This window comes from Paenibacillus sp. J53TS2 (assembly GCF_018403305.1).
In the GTDB taxonomy this organism is placed as follows: Bacteria; Bacillota; Bacilli; order Paenibacillales; family Paenibacillaceae; genus Fontibacillus; species Fontibacillus rhizolycopersici.
Genome location: NZ_BOSK01000008.1, coordinates 24,449 through 40,675, shown reverse-complemented (window position 1 = coordinate 40,675; position 16,227 = coordinate 24,449). Strand labels below are relative to the sequence as shown.

12 protein-coding genes are annotated in these 16,227 nt (G+C 54.8%); 10 read left to right on the top strand and 2 right to left on the bottom strand.

Annotation, left to right across the window (positions count from 1 at the left end):
* Positions 1–17 precede the first annotated feature (17 nt).
* Positions 18–2,732 carry an aconitate hydratase AcnA gene (gene acnA / locus KJS42_RS17040; RefSeq protein WP_155607222.1) on the bottom strand — a complete coding sequence of 905 codons (2,715 nt, stop codon included), beginning with the start codon at positions 2,730–2,732 and terminating at the stop codon, positions 18–20.
* 236 nt (positions 2,733–2,968) lie between these two features.
* Here acnA and KJS42_RS17035 point away from each other — a divergent pair, with 236 nt between their 5' ends.
* The 8 genes from KJS42_RS17035 to KJS42_RS17000 all read left to right on the top strand — a co-directional run bounded on the left by KJS42_RS17035 (position 2,969) and on the right by KJS42_RS17000 (position 10,033).
* The gene (locus tag KJS42_RS17035; RefSeq protein WP_213623564.1) at positions 2,969–3,973 is read left to right on the top strand and encodes an amidase domain-containing protein; all 1,005 of its coding nucleotides are present in this window, start codon (positions 2,969–2,971) and stop codon (positions 3,971–3,973) included.
* 40 nt (positions 3,974–4,013) lie between these two features.
* On the top strand, positions 4,014–5,108 hold the full coding sequence (locus tag KJS42_RS17030; protein ID WP_213623563.1) for a D-alanine--D-alanine ligase: 1,095 nt from the start codon (positions 4,014–4,016) through the stop codon (positions 5,106–5,108).
* A 54-nt stretch (positions 5,109–5,162) separates the two neighbouring features.
* Positions 5,163–5,486 carry a hypothetical protein gene (locus KJS42_RS17025; protein ID WP_155607219.1) on the top strand — a complete coding sequence of 108 codons (324 nt, stop codon included), beginning with the start codon at positions 5,163–5,165 and terminating at the stop codon, positions 5,484–5,486.
* Positions 5,483–6,484 (top strand): UV DNA damage repair endonuclease UvsE, encoded by a 1,002-nt coding sequence (gene uvsE / locus KJS42_RS17020; protein WP_213623562.1) that lies wholly within the window; start codon positions 5,483–5,485, stop codon positions 6,482–6,484. The genes KJS42_RS17025 and uvsE overlap by 4 nt, the downstream gene beginning before the upstream one ends.
* Before the next feature lie 99 nt (positions 6,485–6,583).
* A complete protein-coding gene (gene fabI, locus KJS42_RS17015; RefSeq protein WP_155607217.1) occupies positions 6,584–7,354 on the top strand; it encodes an enoyl-ACP reductase FabI in 771 nt (256 codons plus the stop codon).
* 256 nt (positions 7,355–7,610) lie between these two features.
* On the top strand, positions 7,611–8,423 hold the full coding sequence (locus KJS42_RS17010) for an inositol monophosphatase family protein (RefSeq protein ID WP_244868533.1): 813 nt from the start codon (positions 7,611–7,613) through the stop codon (positions 8,421–8,423).
* Positions 8,424–8,480: 57 nt separating this feature from the next.
* Entirely contained in the window at positions 8,481–8,729 is a 249-nt protein-coding gene (locus KJS42_RS17005; RefSeq protein ID WP_155607215.1) for a hypothetical protein, read from the top strand.
* A gap of 35 nt (positions 8,730–8,764) precedes the next feature.
* Positions 8,765–10,033, top strand: a complete 1,269-nt coding sequence (locus KJS42_RS17000; protein WP_244868532.1) for a stalk domain-containing protein — start codon at positions 8,765–8,767, stop codon at positions 10,031–10,033.
* A gap of 277 nt (positions 10,034–10,310) precedes the next feature.
* Here KJS42_RS17000 and KJS42_RS16995 read toward each other — a convergent pair whose 3' ends face one another.
* Positions 10,311–11,225: a transposase gene (locus KJS42_RS16995; protein ID WP_244868531.1), complete on the bottom strand. Its 915-nt coding sequence runs from the start codon at positions 11,223–11,225 to the stop codon at positions 10,311–10,313.
* A gap of 301 nt (positions 11,226–11,526) precedes the next feature.
* Here KJS42_RS16995 and KJS42_RS16990 point away from each other — a divergent pair, with 301 nt between their 5' ends.
* Together KJS42_RS16990 and KJS42_RS16985 are read left to right on the top strand one after the other, a co-directional pair.
* Positions 11,527–13,845: a glycoside hydrolase family 65 protein gene (locus KJS42_RS16990; RefSeq protein WP_213623559.1), complete on the top strand. Its 2,319-nt coding sequence runs from the start codon at positions 11,527–11,529 to the stop codon at positions 13,843–13,845.
* Positions 13,842–16,172 (top strand): glycoside hydrolase family 65 protein, encoded by a 2,331-nt coding sequence (locus tag KJS42_RS16985; protein ID WP_213623558.1) that lies wholly within the window; start codon positions 13,842–13,844, stop codon positions 16,170–16,172. Before KJS42_RS16990 ends, KJS42_RS16985 begins: the two co-directional genes overlap by 4 nt.
* The last annotated feature ends 55 nt before the right edge of the window (positions 16,173–16,227 follow it).

Below are 16,227 nucleotides of genomic sequence, written 5' to 3'. Positions count from 1 at the left end.
TAGAAAAGGTTGGACGATCAGTTTGAAGCAATCATTTGACGCAATACCGTTTGCAGGATGCCGCCGTTGTGGTAGTAATCGACGTCAACCATGCTGTCGAGACGGGCGATAGCCGGGAATTGGAACGTAGTCCCGTCCGCGCGAGTTGCCGTTACGGTCAATTCTTGACCCGGCTTCACGTCATTGCTGAGTCCGTCGATATCAAACGTTTCGGTACCGTCGATGGCCAGCGTTTTCCAGCTCACGCCTTCCTGGAACTGCAGCGGCAGAACGCCCATGCCAACCAGGTTGCTGCGGTGGATCCGTTCGAAGCTCTCGGCAATGACCGCTTTGACACCCAGCAGATACGTGCCTTTAGCTGCCCAGTCGCGGGAGCTGCCGGTGCCGTATTCTTTGCCGGCGATGACGACGAGGTTCTGACCGCCTGCTTGATATTTCATCGAAGCGTCGTAGATGGACATCACTTCGTCCGTTGGCAGATATTTGGTTACGCCGCCTTCTGTGCCCGGCGCCACTTGGTTGCGGATACGGATGTTCGCGAATGTGCCGCGCATCATGACCTCGTGGTTACCGCGGCGGGAACCGTAGGAGTTGAAGTCCTTCCGTTCGACGCCATGATCGGTCAAATATTGGCCCCCAGGGCTGTTTGGTGAAATGTTACCCGCCGGGGAGATATGGTCGGTCGTGACCGAATCGCCAAGCAGGGCCAGTACGCGAGCGCCGCGGATGTCGGCGATGTCGGACAGCCCCTCGCCAATCTTCTCGAAGAATGGCGGGTTCTGGATGTAAGTCGATTTCTCATCCCACTCGTACAGCTCGCCTTGCGGAACCGGAATCGAGTTCCACCGTTCGTTTTGCGTGAAGACGTGCTCGTATTTGCTGCGGAACATCTCCGGACTCACCGATTGGCCGATCGCTTCCTTGATTTCCGCGGAAGAAGGCCAGATGTCCTTCAGGTAGACCGGCTGATTGTCGCGATCGTAGCCGATCGGATCGTTTTGCAGGTCGATGTTGACTGTGCCGGCCAACGCGTAAGCGACGACAAGCGGCGGGGAAGCCAGATAGTTGGCTTTCACCTGGGCATGGACGCGACCTTCGAAGTTCCGGTTGCCCGAGAGGACCGCCGCAACGGTCAGATCGTTATCGGCGATTGCCGTGCTGACTTCGTCCGGCAATGGCCCGGAGTTCCCGATACAGGTTGCGCAGCCGTAACCGGCAACGTGGAAGCCGAGAGCTTCCAGCGGCTCGATCAGGCCGGCTTTTTGCAGGTACTCGGTGACCACGAGCGAACCTGGCGTCAAGCTGCTCTTCACGTAACCCGGTTTGGTTAGACCGCGCTCTACGGCTTTCTTCGCCAGCAGGCCGGCGCCGACCATGACGCTTGGGTTGGAGGTGTTCGTGCAGCTCGTGATCGCCGCGATGACAACCGCCCCGGCTTTCAGTTCGCTGGTCGAGCCGTTCGGATGCTTCACCGGCACGGACTGTTCGATTTTTTCTTCGCTGAGGCCGTAGCCGCCTTTCTCAACCGGCGTGCGGATGATGGTGTTGAAGCTTTCCTTCATCGCAGTGAGCTCGATGCGGTCCTGCGGACGTTTAGGGCCAGCTAAGCTTGGTACAACGGAGCCAAGATCCAGCTCGATCAGATCGGAGAATTCCGGATCTGGCGTATCGTTCGTGCGGAACATGCCTTGCGCTTTGTAATACGCTTCAACAAGAGCGATTTGCTCTTCGGAGCGGCCGGTGCCGCGCAAGTAAGCGAGCGTTTCCGTATCTACCGGGAAATAACCGATCGTTGCGCCGTATTCCGGGGCCATATTTGCCACGGTCGCGCGATCGGCGAGGCCGATGTTCGCCAGGCCCGGGCCGTAGAATTCTACGAATTTGCCAACGACGCCTTTCTTGCGCAGCATTTGGGTTACGGTCAGCGCCAGGTCGGTCGCGGTTGCGCCTTCGGCTAGACTGCCGGTCAGCTTAAACCCGATGACTTCCGGGGCAACAAAATAAAGCGGTTGTCCCAGCATGCCGGCTTCGGCTTCGATTCCGCCAACACCCCAACCAACGACGCCAAGGCCGTTGATCATCGTCGTATGGGAGTCGGTACCGACGAGGGAATCCGGGTAGACAACCGTTTCCCCGTTCACCGTCTTGGTAGCGGCCACGGAAGCCAGATACTCCAGGTTCACCTGGTGAACGATCCCGGTAGCCGGAGGTACGGCACGGAAGTTGTTGAAGGCGGTTTGCGCCCAGCGCAGGAAACGGTAGCGTTCCTCGTTGCGCTCAAACTCGACCTTCATGTTGTACTCGAGCGCATCCGGGGAACCAAACGCGTCGACCATAACGGAGTGGTCGATAACGAGATCAACAGGCACGAGCGGGTTGATCTGCTTCGGATCGCCGCCGGCTTTCTTTACGGTATCGCGCATGGCGGCGAGGTCAACGACAACCGGCACGCCGGTGAAATCCTGCAAAACAATACGAGCGGGGATAAACGGAATCTCCTTATTCTCATCGCGGCCTTCGCTCCAACCTGCGATTTGCTTCACATGCTCCTGAGTAATGGCTCTGCCGTCGTATTGACGTACAGCGGCCTCAAGCAGCACTTTAATCGAGAACGGCAACTTGGAAATGCTGCCAAGCCCTTGTTGCTCAAGAGCCTGCAGGTCGAAGTAACGGTAGCTCTTGCCGCCGACTTCCAGCGTACGGGCAGAGGAGAAAAAATCGTTCGCTGACATGAATGAACCTCCTTAGTAAGTTTCACCTAATGAAACATAATTTCAAATTTTCTTTGATTTAAGTATACCTTCCCTCACGTGGTGAGTAAAGTACTTTTTGTACCCAAATCTCACCTTGTTTAGGCTGCTCCGGTGCGGATGAATGGGTTTTCAGACCCCTCCGGGACAGGTGCAAAACATACTCCCTCCGAGGCGTTCATATAATGACTAACAGTGGAAAAAGGAGGCGTGGACGTATGGCGGATGAATGGAAAAAGACGTTATCGGTTTACGTAAACGAACAAAACCAGGATGAAGTGGACTATCGCACGCCTAGCGGGGGCACGGTCGTAACCGATGTGGATTATTTGCTGCAACGGGGCGAACGGAAGCGCAGGCTGGAGAGTTGGTATCGTGTTCGAGGGGCTGCGCCGCTGCGCTGCGAGACCCGGGCCAAGCTGGTACGCGAAATCGAAAACCGCGAGGGCGAGATCGAGGTCGATCTGCAACTATCGCGTAAAATATACTATGAAAAAGGAGGCGCCCGCCACCAGGAGGAGCGAATCGATAAGCAGCGCCTGACTTTGGCGCGGGACGGTGCGGGCTGGACCGTCATCAAGGTAGAGCAGCCGGTTCCTGAACGACATCCGGTGTTGGTGCTCCCTGCTAATGATGAGGGCGAAGCGACAGGCCATAGAGGGGCTGTGCCGAGGCCGTTTTTAAACCGCGATGTCCTTGGGGGCGGCAGTGCCCGCAGCATCGCCTACCGGCGCGCGGAAGCTGTTATATATGCCGATCGGTGGTGGGACAGTTTTAATCCGGAGTTCGCCGCCTTCGAGGTCGACTGCACGAACTATATCTCCCAATGTCTCTTTGCAGGCGGAGCCCCAATAAACTATACTGGAAAAAGAGAATCGGGCTGGTGGTACAAAGGCCATGTCGGCGGGCGGGAGCTGTGGAGCTACAGCTGGTCTGTCGCCAATGCGCTGGAACGCCATCTCGGCCAAAGCCGAAACGGGCTTCGCGCCGAGTTGCTCGAACGTCCGGAACAACTCCAGCTCGGAGACGTTATCGCCTACGACTGGGACGGAAACGGCACGTTTCAGCATAGTACCATCGTAACTGCGTTTGACGCCGGCGGAATGCCGCTGGTCAACGCCCATACGACGCCAAGCAAACACCGCTATTGGGACTACCGGGATTCCTATGCCTGGACCGACAATACGGTGTATCGTTTTTTTCATATCGCGGACCGGTTCTAAAGTCGGCTGAGAACTACCTATTTAAGGAAAGAGGTTTATTATGGGACAGGATAGAATCACCGTAGGACTTATCTACGGAGGCAAATCGGGAGAACATGAAGTTTCGCTACAGACAGCTTTTGCCGTATCTAAGGCATTTAATTACGACAAATACGAACTGCTTCCTTTTTATATCGACAAGCAGGGGAAATGGAAGGTCGGCGGTAAATTAAACGCGCCGTTTACCGCCCTGGAGGATTTGAAGCTTGGGGAGAGCGCAGGGGATACGTCAGCCGCAATGGGGCTCTTGTTCAGCAAGCTTTCGTCTGGTCAATCCAACATTGACGTGGTATTTCCACTTCTGCATGGAACGAACGGCGAAGATGGAACCATCCAGGGGCTCTTCGAAATGGCCGATTTGCCTTACGTCGGAGCGGGGGTGCTCGCTTCCGCAGCCGGAATGGATAAGGTCATCATGAAAAAACTGTTCGCCGAAGCAGGTCTCGAACAATGCGCTTACTGCTACTTCACCGCTACGGAGTGGGAGCGATCCAGTCATACGCTGGTACAAGGAATTGAAGAGAAGCTCGGTTACCCCTGCTTCGTCAAACCGGCGAACTTAGGCTCTAGCGTCGGGATCTCCAAAGCGAGAACACGTGAAGAATTGCTGGCATCCGTGGCGCTAGCTTTCCGCTACGATGTGAAGGTAATCGTTGAGGAATTCGTTGACGCCCGCGAAGTGGAAGTTGGGGTGCTCGGCAACGACGAACCGCTTGCCTCCGTGCCGGGAGAAATTGTCTCTTCCGGAGAATACTATGATTACCAGGCCAAATACCTGGACGGTAAATCACAGATGCTGATTCCTGCGTCCCTCGATACCGAACTGGCTGATCGAATTCGCGACTTGGCGGTCAGAGCGTTTAAAGCCATTGCCGGCAGCGGGTTGTGCCGGGCCGATTTCTTTGTGCGGAAATCGGATCACAAGATTTGGATTAACGAAGTGAATACGATGCCGGGCTTCACTCCCTTCAGCATGTATCCGCTTCTGTGGCGCGAAACTGGAGTAGCCTATGAGTCGTTGTTGGATCGGCTGATCGAACTGGCACTGGAGCGTTACGCGGCCCGGCAAGAACTGGAATTCGAAAGCGGCGTATAGACGGCGGCGGTCATCGCTGCCCGGACGAACGGTTAAGGAAAGGAAGGGATGACGATGGGGTTTCAAACCGAATTCAATTCGGTCTGTAAATTCAAGAAAGAGCAGGAGCTTTACGAACTGCTGGAATATGGCCGCGGCAAAATGCTCAAAGAAGGGCTGCGCGTCTTTCCGACAGGTCAAAAGGTGATTGCTTATTCGCCCGAAAATAAGGCGGTAGCCATTGTGAAAATCACCGCCTGTGTTGCCGAAATTAACTTCAATGGAGAGGAAGTTACCTCGGTTGAGCTGGAGTTGGTCCGTCCGCTGACGGAAGAGGAGACCGCGGTGCAGACCGCTCTGGCGTATGAAATGTTCTTCGGAGATCCGGACCGAAAATGATCGTGCGCTTTGGTTATGTAGCGATGTCCACTGTGATCGATAACGCTTCGCCGTCTAAGACGATGACGCTGAAGACGTTTAACGGAATTGCCGACCGTGAGGCGGCGATCCGGAAACTAGAGACGATTGCCGGGGATAATCTACATAACACACTTCGCCTGCTTCGACATAACGTCGGCAATGATATTCAGGTCTATCGCTTCTCCTCGAAGCTGATTCCGCTTGCGACCCACGAGTCGCTTTCAGACTGGAATCCCTTCGAAGCGTTGCGGGAGCCTTTTGCTGCCGTGGGGGAATATGTCAAGGAGCACGGCCTTCGGGTGTCGTTTCACCCAGACCATTTTACGGTACTAAGCACGCCGCGACCTGAGGTATTGAAGTCTTCAATCCGCGACCTAATTCATCATGTCGCTATGTTTGACGCCATGGGCCTGAACGCTCGGGCGAAGAACAATATCCATGTCGGCGGCGCTTACGGGGACAAGCCTTCTGCAGGAGCCCGTTTCCGAGAGAATGTGGCGGCTCTTCCGGAGCGCATCAAGCAGCGACTCACGTTTGAGAATGACGACAAGACATTCAACGCGGCCGAGACCTTGGAGCTATGTGAAGCGCTGGGCATTCCGATGGTGCTCGACATTCATCATCAGTGGGTGAACAATGAAGGCGAGAGTCCGGCCGAGCTGTGGCCGCGGATCCTGGCGACATGGCAAACGCCGTACGCACAAGCTGATTCGCCGGTAGACGATCCGCTTCCGCCGAAAATCCACGCGTCCAGCCCCAAAAGCGCCAGCGATCCGCGTGGACATGCCGATCATGTCATCGTCCTTCCGCTGCTGGAATTTCTGCGCAGCATCGCTCCGATCACCGATCGGGTCGACGTCATGCTGGAGGCGAAGCTGAAAGACGGGGCATTATTTGCGTTGATGGAGGACTTGGCACGTTACCAGGGGGATGGCGTTGAGATTTTTGATGGAGCCAGCGTGCGCATCAATCCGTAATTGTTGGACAAGCCGCGTTTGTCTCCCGTCTCTCTTGAAAAATGCAGGGAAATAAGGTAAGTTGTACAAAATGAAAGCGCAATTTAGAGGAGGATATTCATGGGTGATTTATTAGCGGGGAAAAATGTGATCGTGATGGGTGTTGCCAATGAACGCAGTATCGCTTGGGCGATCGCGCAAAGTTTGGCAGAGCAAGGCGCCCGTTTGGCTTTTACATATGAGAGCGAACGTGTGGAAGGCCGGGTACGTAAGCTGGCCGAAACGATTCCGGGTTCGCTGATCTTGCCGTGCAACGTGACGGTGGATGAGGAGATCGACAAGCTGGCCGACACGCTGCGCGGCGAATTTGGCGTGCTGCATGGTCTCGTGCACAGCATCGCGTTCGCTAAAGGCGAAGACTTGGCGGGTGAATTTGCCGATACGTCTCGCGAGGGTTTTGCATTGGCCAACGACATTAGCGTTTATTCGTTGGTGGCTGTGTCGAAGCGCCTGGCTCCGCTTATGACGGAAGGCGGCAGCATTATGACAATGACGTACATGGGATCGGAGCGCGTAATGCGCAACTACAACGTGATGGGTGTAGCCAAAGCCGGGCTGGAAGCTTCGGTTCGTTATTTGGCGAACGATCTGGGACCGAAGAATATCCGCGTCAACGCGGTATCTGCCGGGCCGATCCGTACATTGGCAGCCAAGGGCATCAGCGATTTCAACTCGATCCTCAAGCAAGTCGAGGAGAAAGCACCGCTTCGCAGAACGACCGAAACGGCAGAAGTCGGCGACACGGCGATGTTCCTGATCAGTCATCTGTCCCGCGGCATTACCGGCGAGGTTATTTTCGTGGACGGCGGGTACAATATCGTAGGCGCATAATGTAAAGACCGCATGCGGTCAGTCAGCTGAAAGTTCGTTTCCAGCGGGGCGAAACCCCCGCTTTTGGACACGGACTTTTTGCATATAGTGCAAGGCGTTCGCTTTATTCTGCGCCAGGACAGGCGAAAGGACGCAACTTTGCAATTTCAAAGACGTATAGTTTTTAAGGAGTAGATTATCAGTTTACGATGAAAGTAGAGTGAATCGATTGGAATCGAATCCGAAAGTTCCATATGTGGTAGGTAGTAAAAGTCCGATGGCCGTAGCGATCAATTGCGCCGCAAAAGCGGGAGAATGGATCAAGAGCCGGCTTGGGGGCTACCAAGATTTGAATACGAAACAGTCGCCCCAAGACTTGGTGACGGACGTGGATAAAGGCGCGGAGGCGATGATCCGCAAGCTGATTCTGACGCATTTTCCCGATCATGCGATCCTCGGCGAAGAAGGGGTAGCGCCGGGAGCGGCGGCATCTGCTGCGGCACTGAAGCAGGCTAGCAAATCGGAGTATTTATGGATCGTTGATCCGGTGGACGGAACGACCAATTTTGTGCACGGATTTCCGTTCTTTTGCGTATCGATTGCGCTGGCATATAAAGGTGATATCATTATCGGCGTCATTTATGACCCGATGCGCGACGAGATGTTTGTGGCGGAGAAAGGCAAAGGCGCGTATATCCATGGGCAACCGTCGAAGGTATCCTCCGATGCTTCTTTGTCCGGCAGCATCGTTGCCGTTGGCTTTAATCCGGACCGGGAGTTTGCGCTGCCGGTGAACATGCGTGGCCTGAATGCGTTGTCCGGTGAAGTGCGCAGTCTGCGCGCCGCTGGATCGGCAGCCCTGCATCTGGCTTATGTGGCCGCCGGTCGGCTGAGCGGTTATTACGAGGTGGGGCTAAACGCCTGGGACGTTGCCGCGGGTGCGCTGATCGTGAAGGAATCGGGAGGAATAGTGACCGATACCACAGGCAACCCTTATCACATCGGCGTACGTCATTTGATTGCCAGCAATGGCAAAATCCATGAAGAACTGCTTGGTGTGGTCCGGGCCGCGGATGCGACAGGGCTGTAAAAGCCAGCTTTCACAGCAGGTACGCTTGATCTCAGAATACCGGAAGGAGTGTCCAGGATGAGCGATAGCAAGGATTTGGAACGCGAGCTCAGCGAGATGCTGACCGAAGGGGAATACGGCAGCGAGGAAGAACGCCGCGAGGAAGAGCGCAGAAAATTGTCACCGAAGTACGAGATCCGCATTCAGACGACGTTGGATCCGATCGTGGAAGAGACGTTGAATTACCGAAAAATGGCCAAGGAAATCGATGGCCGTTATGATGATTATTTGAAAAGAACCGAACGCGTAGAGAAGAAGCCGGATTAACGGCTTCTATCTACTATTTAAAGGAGTTGAAAAGCTTGTTGAAGAACATTCGCTTAAACTTGGCTTCCGTCCTGGCGGGAGCGCTTGCTCTGATCCTTATCCTATTCAACGTCACCGCCGCCGCGCCGGTTAAAGCCGCTGAGGCGGTCCAAGCCGACGACTACCTTATCGTAGCGCTTGGCGATTCCATTACCGTCGGGTACGAGCCGGGGATGACTGAAACGAGCGTTCCGTACGGCTTCGTCGATCGTTTGAAAGAACAAGGACTGTTCCATGGCCGAACTTCGGCGGTTAATTACGGCATCCTCGGTTTGACCAGCGAAGGCTTGAAGAACTACATAACGGCGATTCAGGCAGGCTCACCGGTTACCGCTGCCGACATTCAGGCGAATGTGCCGGATCCACGGATTGCTTCATTTGCTTCCGGTATCGCGCAAGCGAAGGCCGACCTGCAGAAAGCCGATTTGATCACGATCACGATCGGTGGGAACGACTTGCTTAAGCTGCTCCCGGATGTGAAAAACATCTCGCTCGAGCAGCTCCGTGCCCAAAGTGAAGTGGTGTTGAAGGCTTATGGCGACAACCTCCGCGAGGTTATCCGCGTCCTGACGGAACTCAATCCGTCGGCGCAAGTCGTGGTTGCCGATCAATATCAGCCGGTGCCAAAGCTTGCCGACGCCTCCATTTACGAGGAGCTGCAGCAGTTGGCTGGCAAGTTTACTGCGATCGTGGATGGCATTGTTGCCGATCATGCGAACGAAGCAAAGCCGGTGAAGGCAGCTCATGTGGCAGCAGCTTTTACGGGACGCGAAATATCGCTGACGCATATTTTTTCCGATACGGATATCCATCCGAATCAAGCCGGATATGAAGTGATCGCCAAGACTTTCGCCGAGACGGTTTGGGGCAGCTTCCGTACAACAACGGCGAAGTCAGGCGGTGCGCCGATATCCGTTGTGGTCAAAGGAATTGAACTAAACACGCCATATCCGCCGATCCTGAAAAACGGTCAAACGTTTGTGGCGATCAAGGACATCACCGACGCGGTTGGAGCGTTAAGCAAATGGGATACCCGTAGTTCCACTGCCACGATCACTTACGGCAGCCGGACGGTTATCATTCCGGTGGGCTCCAAGCAAATCCAGGTGGACGGCACGCCAGCCGCCACAGCGACTCCGGCCTTCCTTCAAAAGGTTGGTAAGGAGAACAAAACCTATGTGCCACTGGCCTTGCTCGTGCAGGGACTAGGTCTCGATGTACAATATAGCGGAAAAATGAAGACGGTATTTATCAACGAAATCTAATATTGTCGTTAGGGTGGGCGGTAGAGCAGCATATGCTTTACCGCTCTTTTGCATGATTATCCCGTTTGATCAGGTTATAGATAATCGAGATGTACAGAAGCACAGGGAATGAAATGCTCAAAGAGATGAAGGCAGGCAAGCTTAGGAAAGATAAGATAAGCGGATAGAAGTAGTAGGATAGGTTGGGTTGAGGCATTGGTGAAGTAGACAGAAAATCGGCCCAAAGAGCAGCATAAAGGGATCAAGAAAGCAGGACAAGGAAGTAGGAGTGTCCCGATCAGGCAGCTGCCACGGGTAAAGGGAAGATTTGATGGCGATGGCGCATAGTTAGCTGCCGATAAGAAATCGTTGGAATGGCTGCACACATATGCAGCAAACCTTGGCGCATCGTTCTTTCTCCCCCGGACTGCCGCAATCGGCGTCGTCCCGTGTACTCGTTCAGGTATGCTTGGAGATGCTTGGTACCCAAAGCTACATACGTACACTTCAGCGATTGCCAAGCCTCGCGGACCACTTTCCGCAAGGGTGCGTATAGTCGAAAGGCCAAAGGAAACAATTGCACTTCAGATGCATGAATATCTACATTTCCGGTGATGAACTCGGCGAGATCGTGACGACTCGCCCTTTCTCCGTATGTTCTGTTCTGTGGGGGGACTAGATGAATTTTGACTCGTTCGGGTTCGCCAGACTCCGTTACTGCGCATCCTGCCACGACCACCGAGGCATGAGGGTGCGAAAGCTGACAACGCGACGGATCATATCCGTACAGATCGTTGTTGACCTTCACTACTCCGCTTAGCAATTCCCGGGCATCGAATTCCCCCATGGCATGACGTATTTTGTGCAACATTAACCAAGCGGTCTTGTAGGTAACCCGGATCACCTGGCTCAGACGCATCGCCGAAATGCCGTCGGGGAGCAGGAACAACTCCAAGGCTTGAAACCACTTCAACAAGGGCAAATGGGTTCCCTCAAAAATCGTACCGACTAAAGGTGACGTTTGGTGCCTGCAATTTCCGCACTCGAACAAAGGGATGCGTCGGGTGGTGAGACGGCTGCAGTGGGTATGAGCACAACGCGGGCAGATAAAGCCGCCCGGCCATTTCATCGCAATAATCGCCGCCGCACACTCTTCCTCATTCTTGTAAAGGATGCTAAAGTCTTGAGAATCAATTCCCGTATGTATCCCCATGTCCGCCAACCTCCAAGTCATCGCAATGCGTACGTATGTTCTCTTTTTTTATTATACCAAACATATGATCCCCTATCAAGAAAAATATTCCAACTCCCCTTAACTTCGCCTCCTGAACTAAAGGGATAATCATGCAAAGAGGGGCCAAGAAGGGATCCCGGACTTCAACACGGTTGATCCAACTCCGTAATATCGCACATAAGCTCCTTAGTCCTGGACATTTGGAGGCGGCGGACGTTTCGCTAAGCTGAATGATGAGCGGACTTATCGCATGAGTAAACATAAAAGGAGAGGGCGGAGCATGCCGAAAATCGCGGATAAATATTTGCAGGTCGACCCCTGGAAGGTCGTGGAGGAAGGCTTTGATCCGGGACGCAACCGGGTCAGCGAGTCGATTTTTTCGCTGGGGAATGAATATATGGGGGTCAGGGGTTACGCTGAAGAGGGGTATAGCGGGGATACGCTGCTGGGCAGTTATTTCAATGGGCTCTACGAAGAGAGTCCGGTCACGGCTCATTATAAAGGCATCATTAAATCGCTGCGGTTCATGGTAAACGCGGTCGATTGGCTGCATACGCGGATCACGCTTGACGGCGAGACGCTGGATTTGGCCGAGAGCAAGTTCAGCGGATTTCGTCGGGAACTGGACTTCCGAACTGGAATTTACACCCGGGAGTTGGTGTGGCATACGGCCGGCGGGAAGGACGTGTTGCTTACGTTCGAACGCTTAGTCAGCATGAAAGTGTCGCATCTCGGGGCACAGCGGATCACCTTAACGCCGCTGAACTTCTCCGGTATGGTCCAGGTGCGTACCGGATTGAACCTCGCGGTGATCCATGAGGATCAGCAACGCTATTATTGGAAACAGCTGAAGCAGGGAGAAGCATCCGTATCCAGTGGAGCCGGGATCTCAGGGATCCTGGGGGAGACGGTGAACACGGGGAACCGATTGTTTTCCGGTTTTCGCGTAGATACATCGGACGCCGTGAGCAACCAACTGGTACAGGAGGAAAACTACATCGGTCGTGAACTGATCCTGAGCCTGCAACAGGGGAAGCGCAGCGTGCTGGACAAACTGGTCATCAACGTGGCGGAGAAAGACCCTGCGACCCGTAGCGACGACCTCTGGCAAAGAGGGATCGAACTCGCGACTCGGCATGCGCAGTCGGGATACGATGCGGTAGCGGCCGAACAGCGTGCTTACTGGTCCCAAGTGTGGGCCGAATCGGACATCGCTATCGAAGGCGATCCAGAGAATCAACAGGGAATCCGCTTTTGTATTTTTCAGCTGTACCAGACTTACCACGGGGATAATCCCGGTTTCAATATCGGGGCGAAGGGGCTGACTGGTGAGGCTTACCGGGGGCTGGCTTTCTGGGACACGGAATCGTATTGCTTGCCGTTTTATATTTTCAACAATCCGAAAGCGGCGCGCAGTCTGCTCGAGTTCCGTTACCAATCGCTACCTGAAGCATTAAAGCGAGCCAAGGAATTGGATTGCAAAGGGGCATTTTATCCCATTGCAACGATCGACGGGACGGAAAGCTGCGACCTGTGGCAACACTCCAATCTCCAACTGCATGTCGGTACGGCAGTAGCCTACGGGTTGCGTCATTATGTGAACATTACGGGCGACAGAGCGTTCCTGTTTGAAAAAGGCGCGGAAATGCTAGTCCAGATCAGCCGTTTCTACGCGACTCGGGGGCAATGGGGGCAGCAGTCAGGGAAATACGGTTATTTCGGTGTCATGGGGCCCGACGAATTTCAACTGATGGTTAACAACAACTGTTACCTCAACCTGATGGCCAAAAAGCTGTTCGAGTACACACTTGAGGTGCTGGGAACGATGCGGGACGAAGCGTCTGCCGCATATGACGAGCTGGCAGCGCGACTCGGCTTGACGGGGGAAGAGCAGGAGGATTGGCGGAACAAGGCGCAGCACATGAAAATTCCTAAGGATGAGCGGACGGGGATTTTCGAAGAGCATGACGGTTTTTTCGACTTGCCTCATTTGGACATTCATGCGATTCCCGTGACGGAATTCCCGCTCTATTCGCATTGGTCGTATGACCGGCTATACCGGTATGACATGATTAAGCAGCCGGATGTGTTGATGTTCATGTTCCTGTACAACAGTGAATATTCGCTGGAGGAGAAACGCGCGAACTACGATTACTATGAATCGCGCTGCATTCACGAATCCTCGTTGTCGCCGTCGATCCACTCCATTCTGGCGGCGGAAATCGGGCGTTCGGAGGAGGCATATAAGTTCTTCGAGTTTGCGACCCGTCTGGATCTCGACAACTATAACCGGAATACGCGGGAAGGCTTGCATACAACGTCGATCGCTGCAGCCTGGATGAACATCGTGTACGGGTTCGGCGGGATGCGTTCGGATGGAGATCGGCTCGCATTAAACCCGAGTATCCCGGAACGTTGGAAGAGCTATCGGTTCATGATCACCTACCAAGGTGTGAAGCTGCTGGTGGAAGTGGATCAGAACCAGGCCTCCATCCGCGGGATGTCCGGCCGCGAGGTGGAAATCTCGGTGTATGGGAACCTGGTTAACGTTGGTGAAGCAGGCATTCGGGTGCCGCTGCGAAAGGCGGTAGTTCAATGAGCTGGATCGTTAGAGAAAGCGGGTTCGACCCGGAACGAATCGCACATCACGGCAACAAGTTCATGATCGGTAATGGGGTCTTGGGTTATCGGGGAACGTTGGAGGAGTTCGGCAAAAGCGAGCTGACCGCCACCATCGTCGCCGGTCTGTACGACAAGGTTGGGGATAAATGGCGTGAGCCAGTGAATGCCCCGAACGGGCTAGCGACGACAGTCGATTGGGAAGGGAAGCCGCTGAGCGTGCTGAAAGCCGGACCCCGCGTAGAGGCGGATGGAAACGGCGGTGGTCCGGAATTGGTGGCTCACGAGCAGTCGCTGGACCTGCGCCGCGCCTTACACCAACGGCGATCGGTGTTCCTCATGGCGGACGGCACGGAAGTAACGATCACGTCGGAGCGGTTTTGCAGCGCGGTGCGTTCGGAGCTGATCGTATGCCGTATCGCGGTGGAGAGCAGCCGGGACGGCGCGCTGACGATCGTCACCGGGATTGACGGTGACGTCTGGGATATCAACGGCCCGCATCTGGAACGGATGGAGAGCGAGTCGGATGCGACCGGAGAAGTCGTGTTGCTGACCGCGTGGACGCAGGAGCTTGGCGTGCCGGTAACGGTGGCGGAAACGGCGGACATCGTTGGTGAGGGGAGAGGGGAGCTTCTGCGCGAGGAAACCTCAATCCGTCGCAGAATCCACATCAATTCCCGGGCCGGCGAACCGGTCGAGCTTGTTAAATACGTCGCCATATTCACGGGGCAAGACGGGGCTCCTGAAGAAGATGTTCGGGCGTCAGCGGTGCAGTCCGTCTCGGAAGCACGGCAACTCGGTTACGACCGGCTGCTGCTCGAGCACGCCGAGCGCTGGGAGCGTAAGTGGGAAGCCTCCGACATGAAGGTCGAAGGCGATGACGAGGCTCAGCTGGCGTTGCGCTACAGCATGTACCAACTGCACATCATCGCACCGGATCGTTCGGAGCGCGTGTCCATCCCGGCCCGCGGATTGTCCGGGCAGGTGTACAAAGGTGCGGTGTTCTGGGATACGGAGATGTTTATGCTGCCTTTTTTTCTGCATACGGAGCCGGAGGTAGCCCGCAATTTGATGATGTACCGGGTGCATACATTGGACGGCGCGAAACGCAAAGCCGCGGAATATGGCTATGATGGGGCATTCTATGCTTGGGAAAGCCAGGAGACAGGGGACGATGCCTGTACGCTGTTTAACGTCAACGACGTGTTCACGGGGCGCCCGATGCGTACTTATTTTCGCGACAAGCAAGTGCATATCAGCGCGGATGTGGCCTACGGGATCTGGCAGTATTACGCGTTTACCGGTGATGTAAGTCTGCTTCTGGACGGCGGGGCCGAGGTGGCTTGGGAGTGCGCCAAGTTCTTTTACTCGTACGGGTACTTCAATCCGCGGAAGCAGCGGTACGAAATCCTAGACGTTACCGGACCTGACGAATATCACGAGCGAGTGAACAACAACGCGTTTACCAACCGGATGGTCAAGGAATGCCTGCGCATCGCTTTGGATGTCATGGAGATTCTGCGATCTCACAACCCTCGTCGGTACGAGGCGCTTACGGTAGGGAGCTCAATCAGCCCGGAAGAGATCCGCGATATGCATGACCGGCTGTACGTTCCGCAGCCGGACGTCGAGACCGGCTTGATTGAGCAGTTCGATCGCTATTACGCGCTTGAGGACGTCTCGCTGCCTGATTTGAAGGCTCGGATGCTTCATCCGCACGAATATCTCGGTGGAGGAAACGGCCCTGCGACAACGACGCGAATTTTGAAGCAAGCGGACATGGTGCTGATGCTGCACCTGTTTAAAGGCGATTACGACCGGTCTGTCAAACAGATGAACTGGGCTTACTACGAGCCGCGCACCGAGCATGGGTCTAGCCTCAGCGCTTGTATCTATGCCATGGTGGCGGCAGATACGGGATCTCCGGATTGGGGTTACCCTTACTTTATGCGAACGGCAACGATCGACCTCACCGGGGAATCGAAACAATATGTCGGTGACCTCTATATCGGCGGTACGCATCCTGCGGCGAATGGCGGGGCTTGGATGGCGGCGATACTGGGATTTGCCGGCTTGCGATACGATGGCCTTAAAGCAGCGCTTCGGCCCGCTTTGCCTTCCGCTTGGCAAGCGATGGAATTCCCGGTCCGCCTTCGCGGCGGTTCCTACCGGATTCGCATCAGCCGGGAAGAGGTGATTATTGCGGCTCATAGCGATAATCCGACCGCTATGCAGTTTATCGTGGGGGATAGGGATCTGGCGGTGGCGCCGGGGCAGGACGTTTGCGTCCCATATGAAGCCGACTGAAAGTTTGGATAGATATATACGAAAAATCGAATAGAATTTGCTGATTCCGGCGACT

Bases quoted from the DNA above. Each gene is read 5' to 3' on its own strand.
- KJS42_RS16990 (WP_213623559.1), top strand. From the start codon at position 11,527: ATGCCGAAAATCGCGGATAAATATTTGCAGGTCGACCCCTGGAAGGTC.
- KJS42_RS16985 (WP_213623558.1), top strand. From the start codon at position 13,842: ATGAGCTGGATCGTTAGAGAAAGCGGGTTCGACCCGGAACGAATCGCA.
- KJS42_RS17035 (WP_213623564.1), top strand. From the start codon at position 2,969: ATGGCGGATGAATGGAAAAAGACGTTATCGGTTTACGTAAACGAACAA.
- KJS42_RS17010 (WP_244868533.1), top strand. From the start codon at position 7,611: ATGGCCGTAGCGATCAATTGCGCCGCAAAAGCGGGAGAATGGATCAAG.
- KJS42_RS16995 (WP_244868531.1), bottom strand. From the start codon at position 11,225: ATGGGGATACATACGGGAATTGATTCTCAAGACTTTAGCATCCTTTAC.
- acnA (WP_155607222.1), bottom strand. From the start codon at position 2,732: ATGTCAGCGAACGATTTTTTCTCCTCTGCCCGTACGCTGGAAGTCGGC.
- uvsE (WP_213623562.1), top strand. From the start codon at position 5,483: ATGATCGTGCGCTTTGGTTATGTAGCGATGTCCACTGTGATCGATAAC.
- KJS42_RS17025 (WP_155607219.1), top strand. From the start codon at position 5,163: ATGGGGTTTCAAACCGAATTCAATTCGGTCTGTAAATTCAAGAAAGAG.
- KJS42_RS17030 (WP_213623563.1), top strand. From the start codon at position 4,014: ATGGGACAGGATAGAATCACCGTAGGACTTATCTACGGAGGCAAATCG.
- KJS42_RS17005 (WP_155607215.1), top strand. From the start codon at position 8,481: ATGAGCGATAGCAAGGATTTGGAACGCGAGCTCAGCGAGATGCTGACC.
- fabI (WP_155607217.1), top strand. From the start codon at position 6,584: ATGGGTGATTTATTAGCGGGGAAAAATGTGATCGTGATGGGTGTTGCC.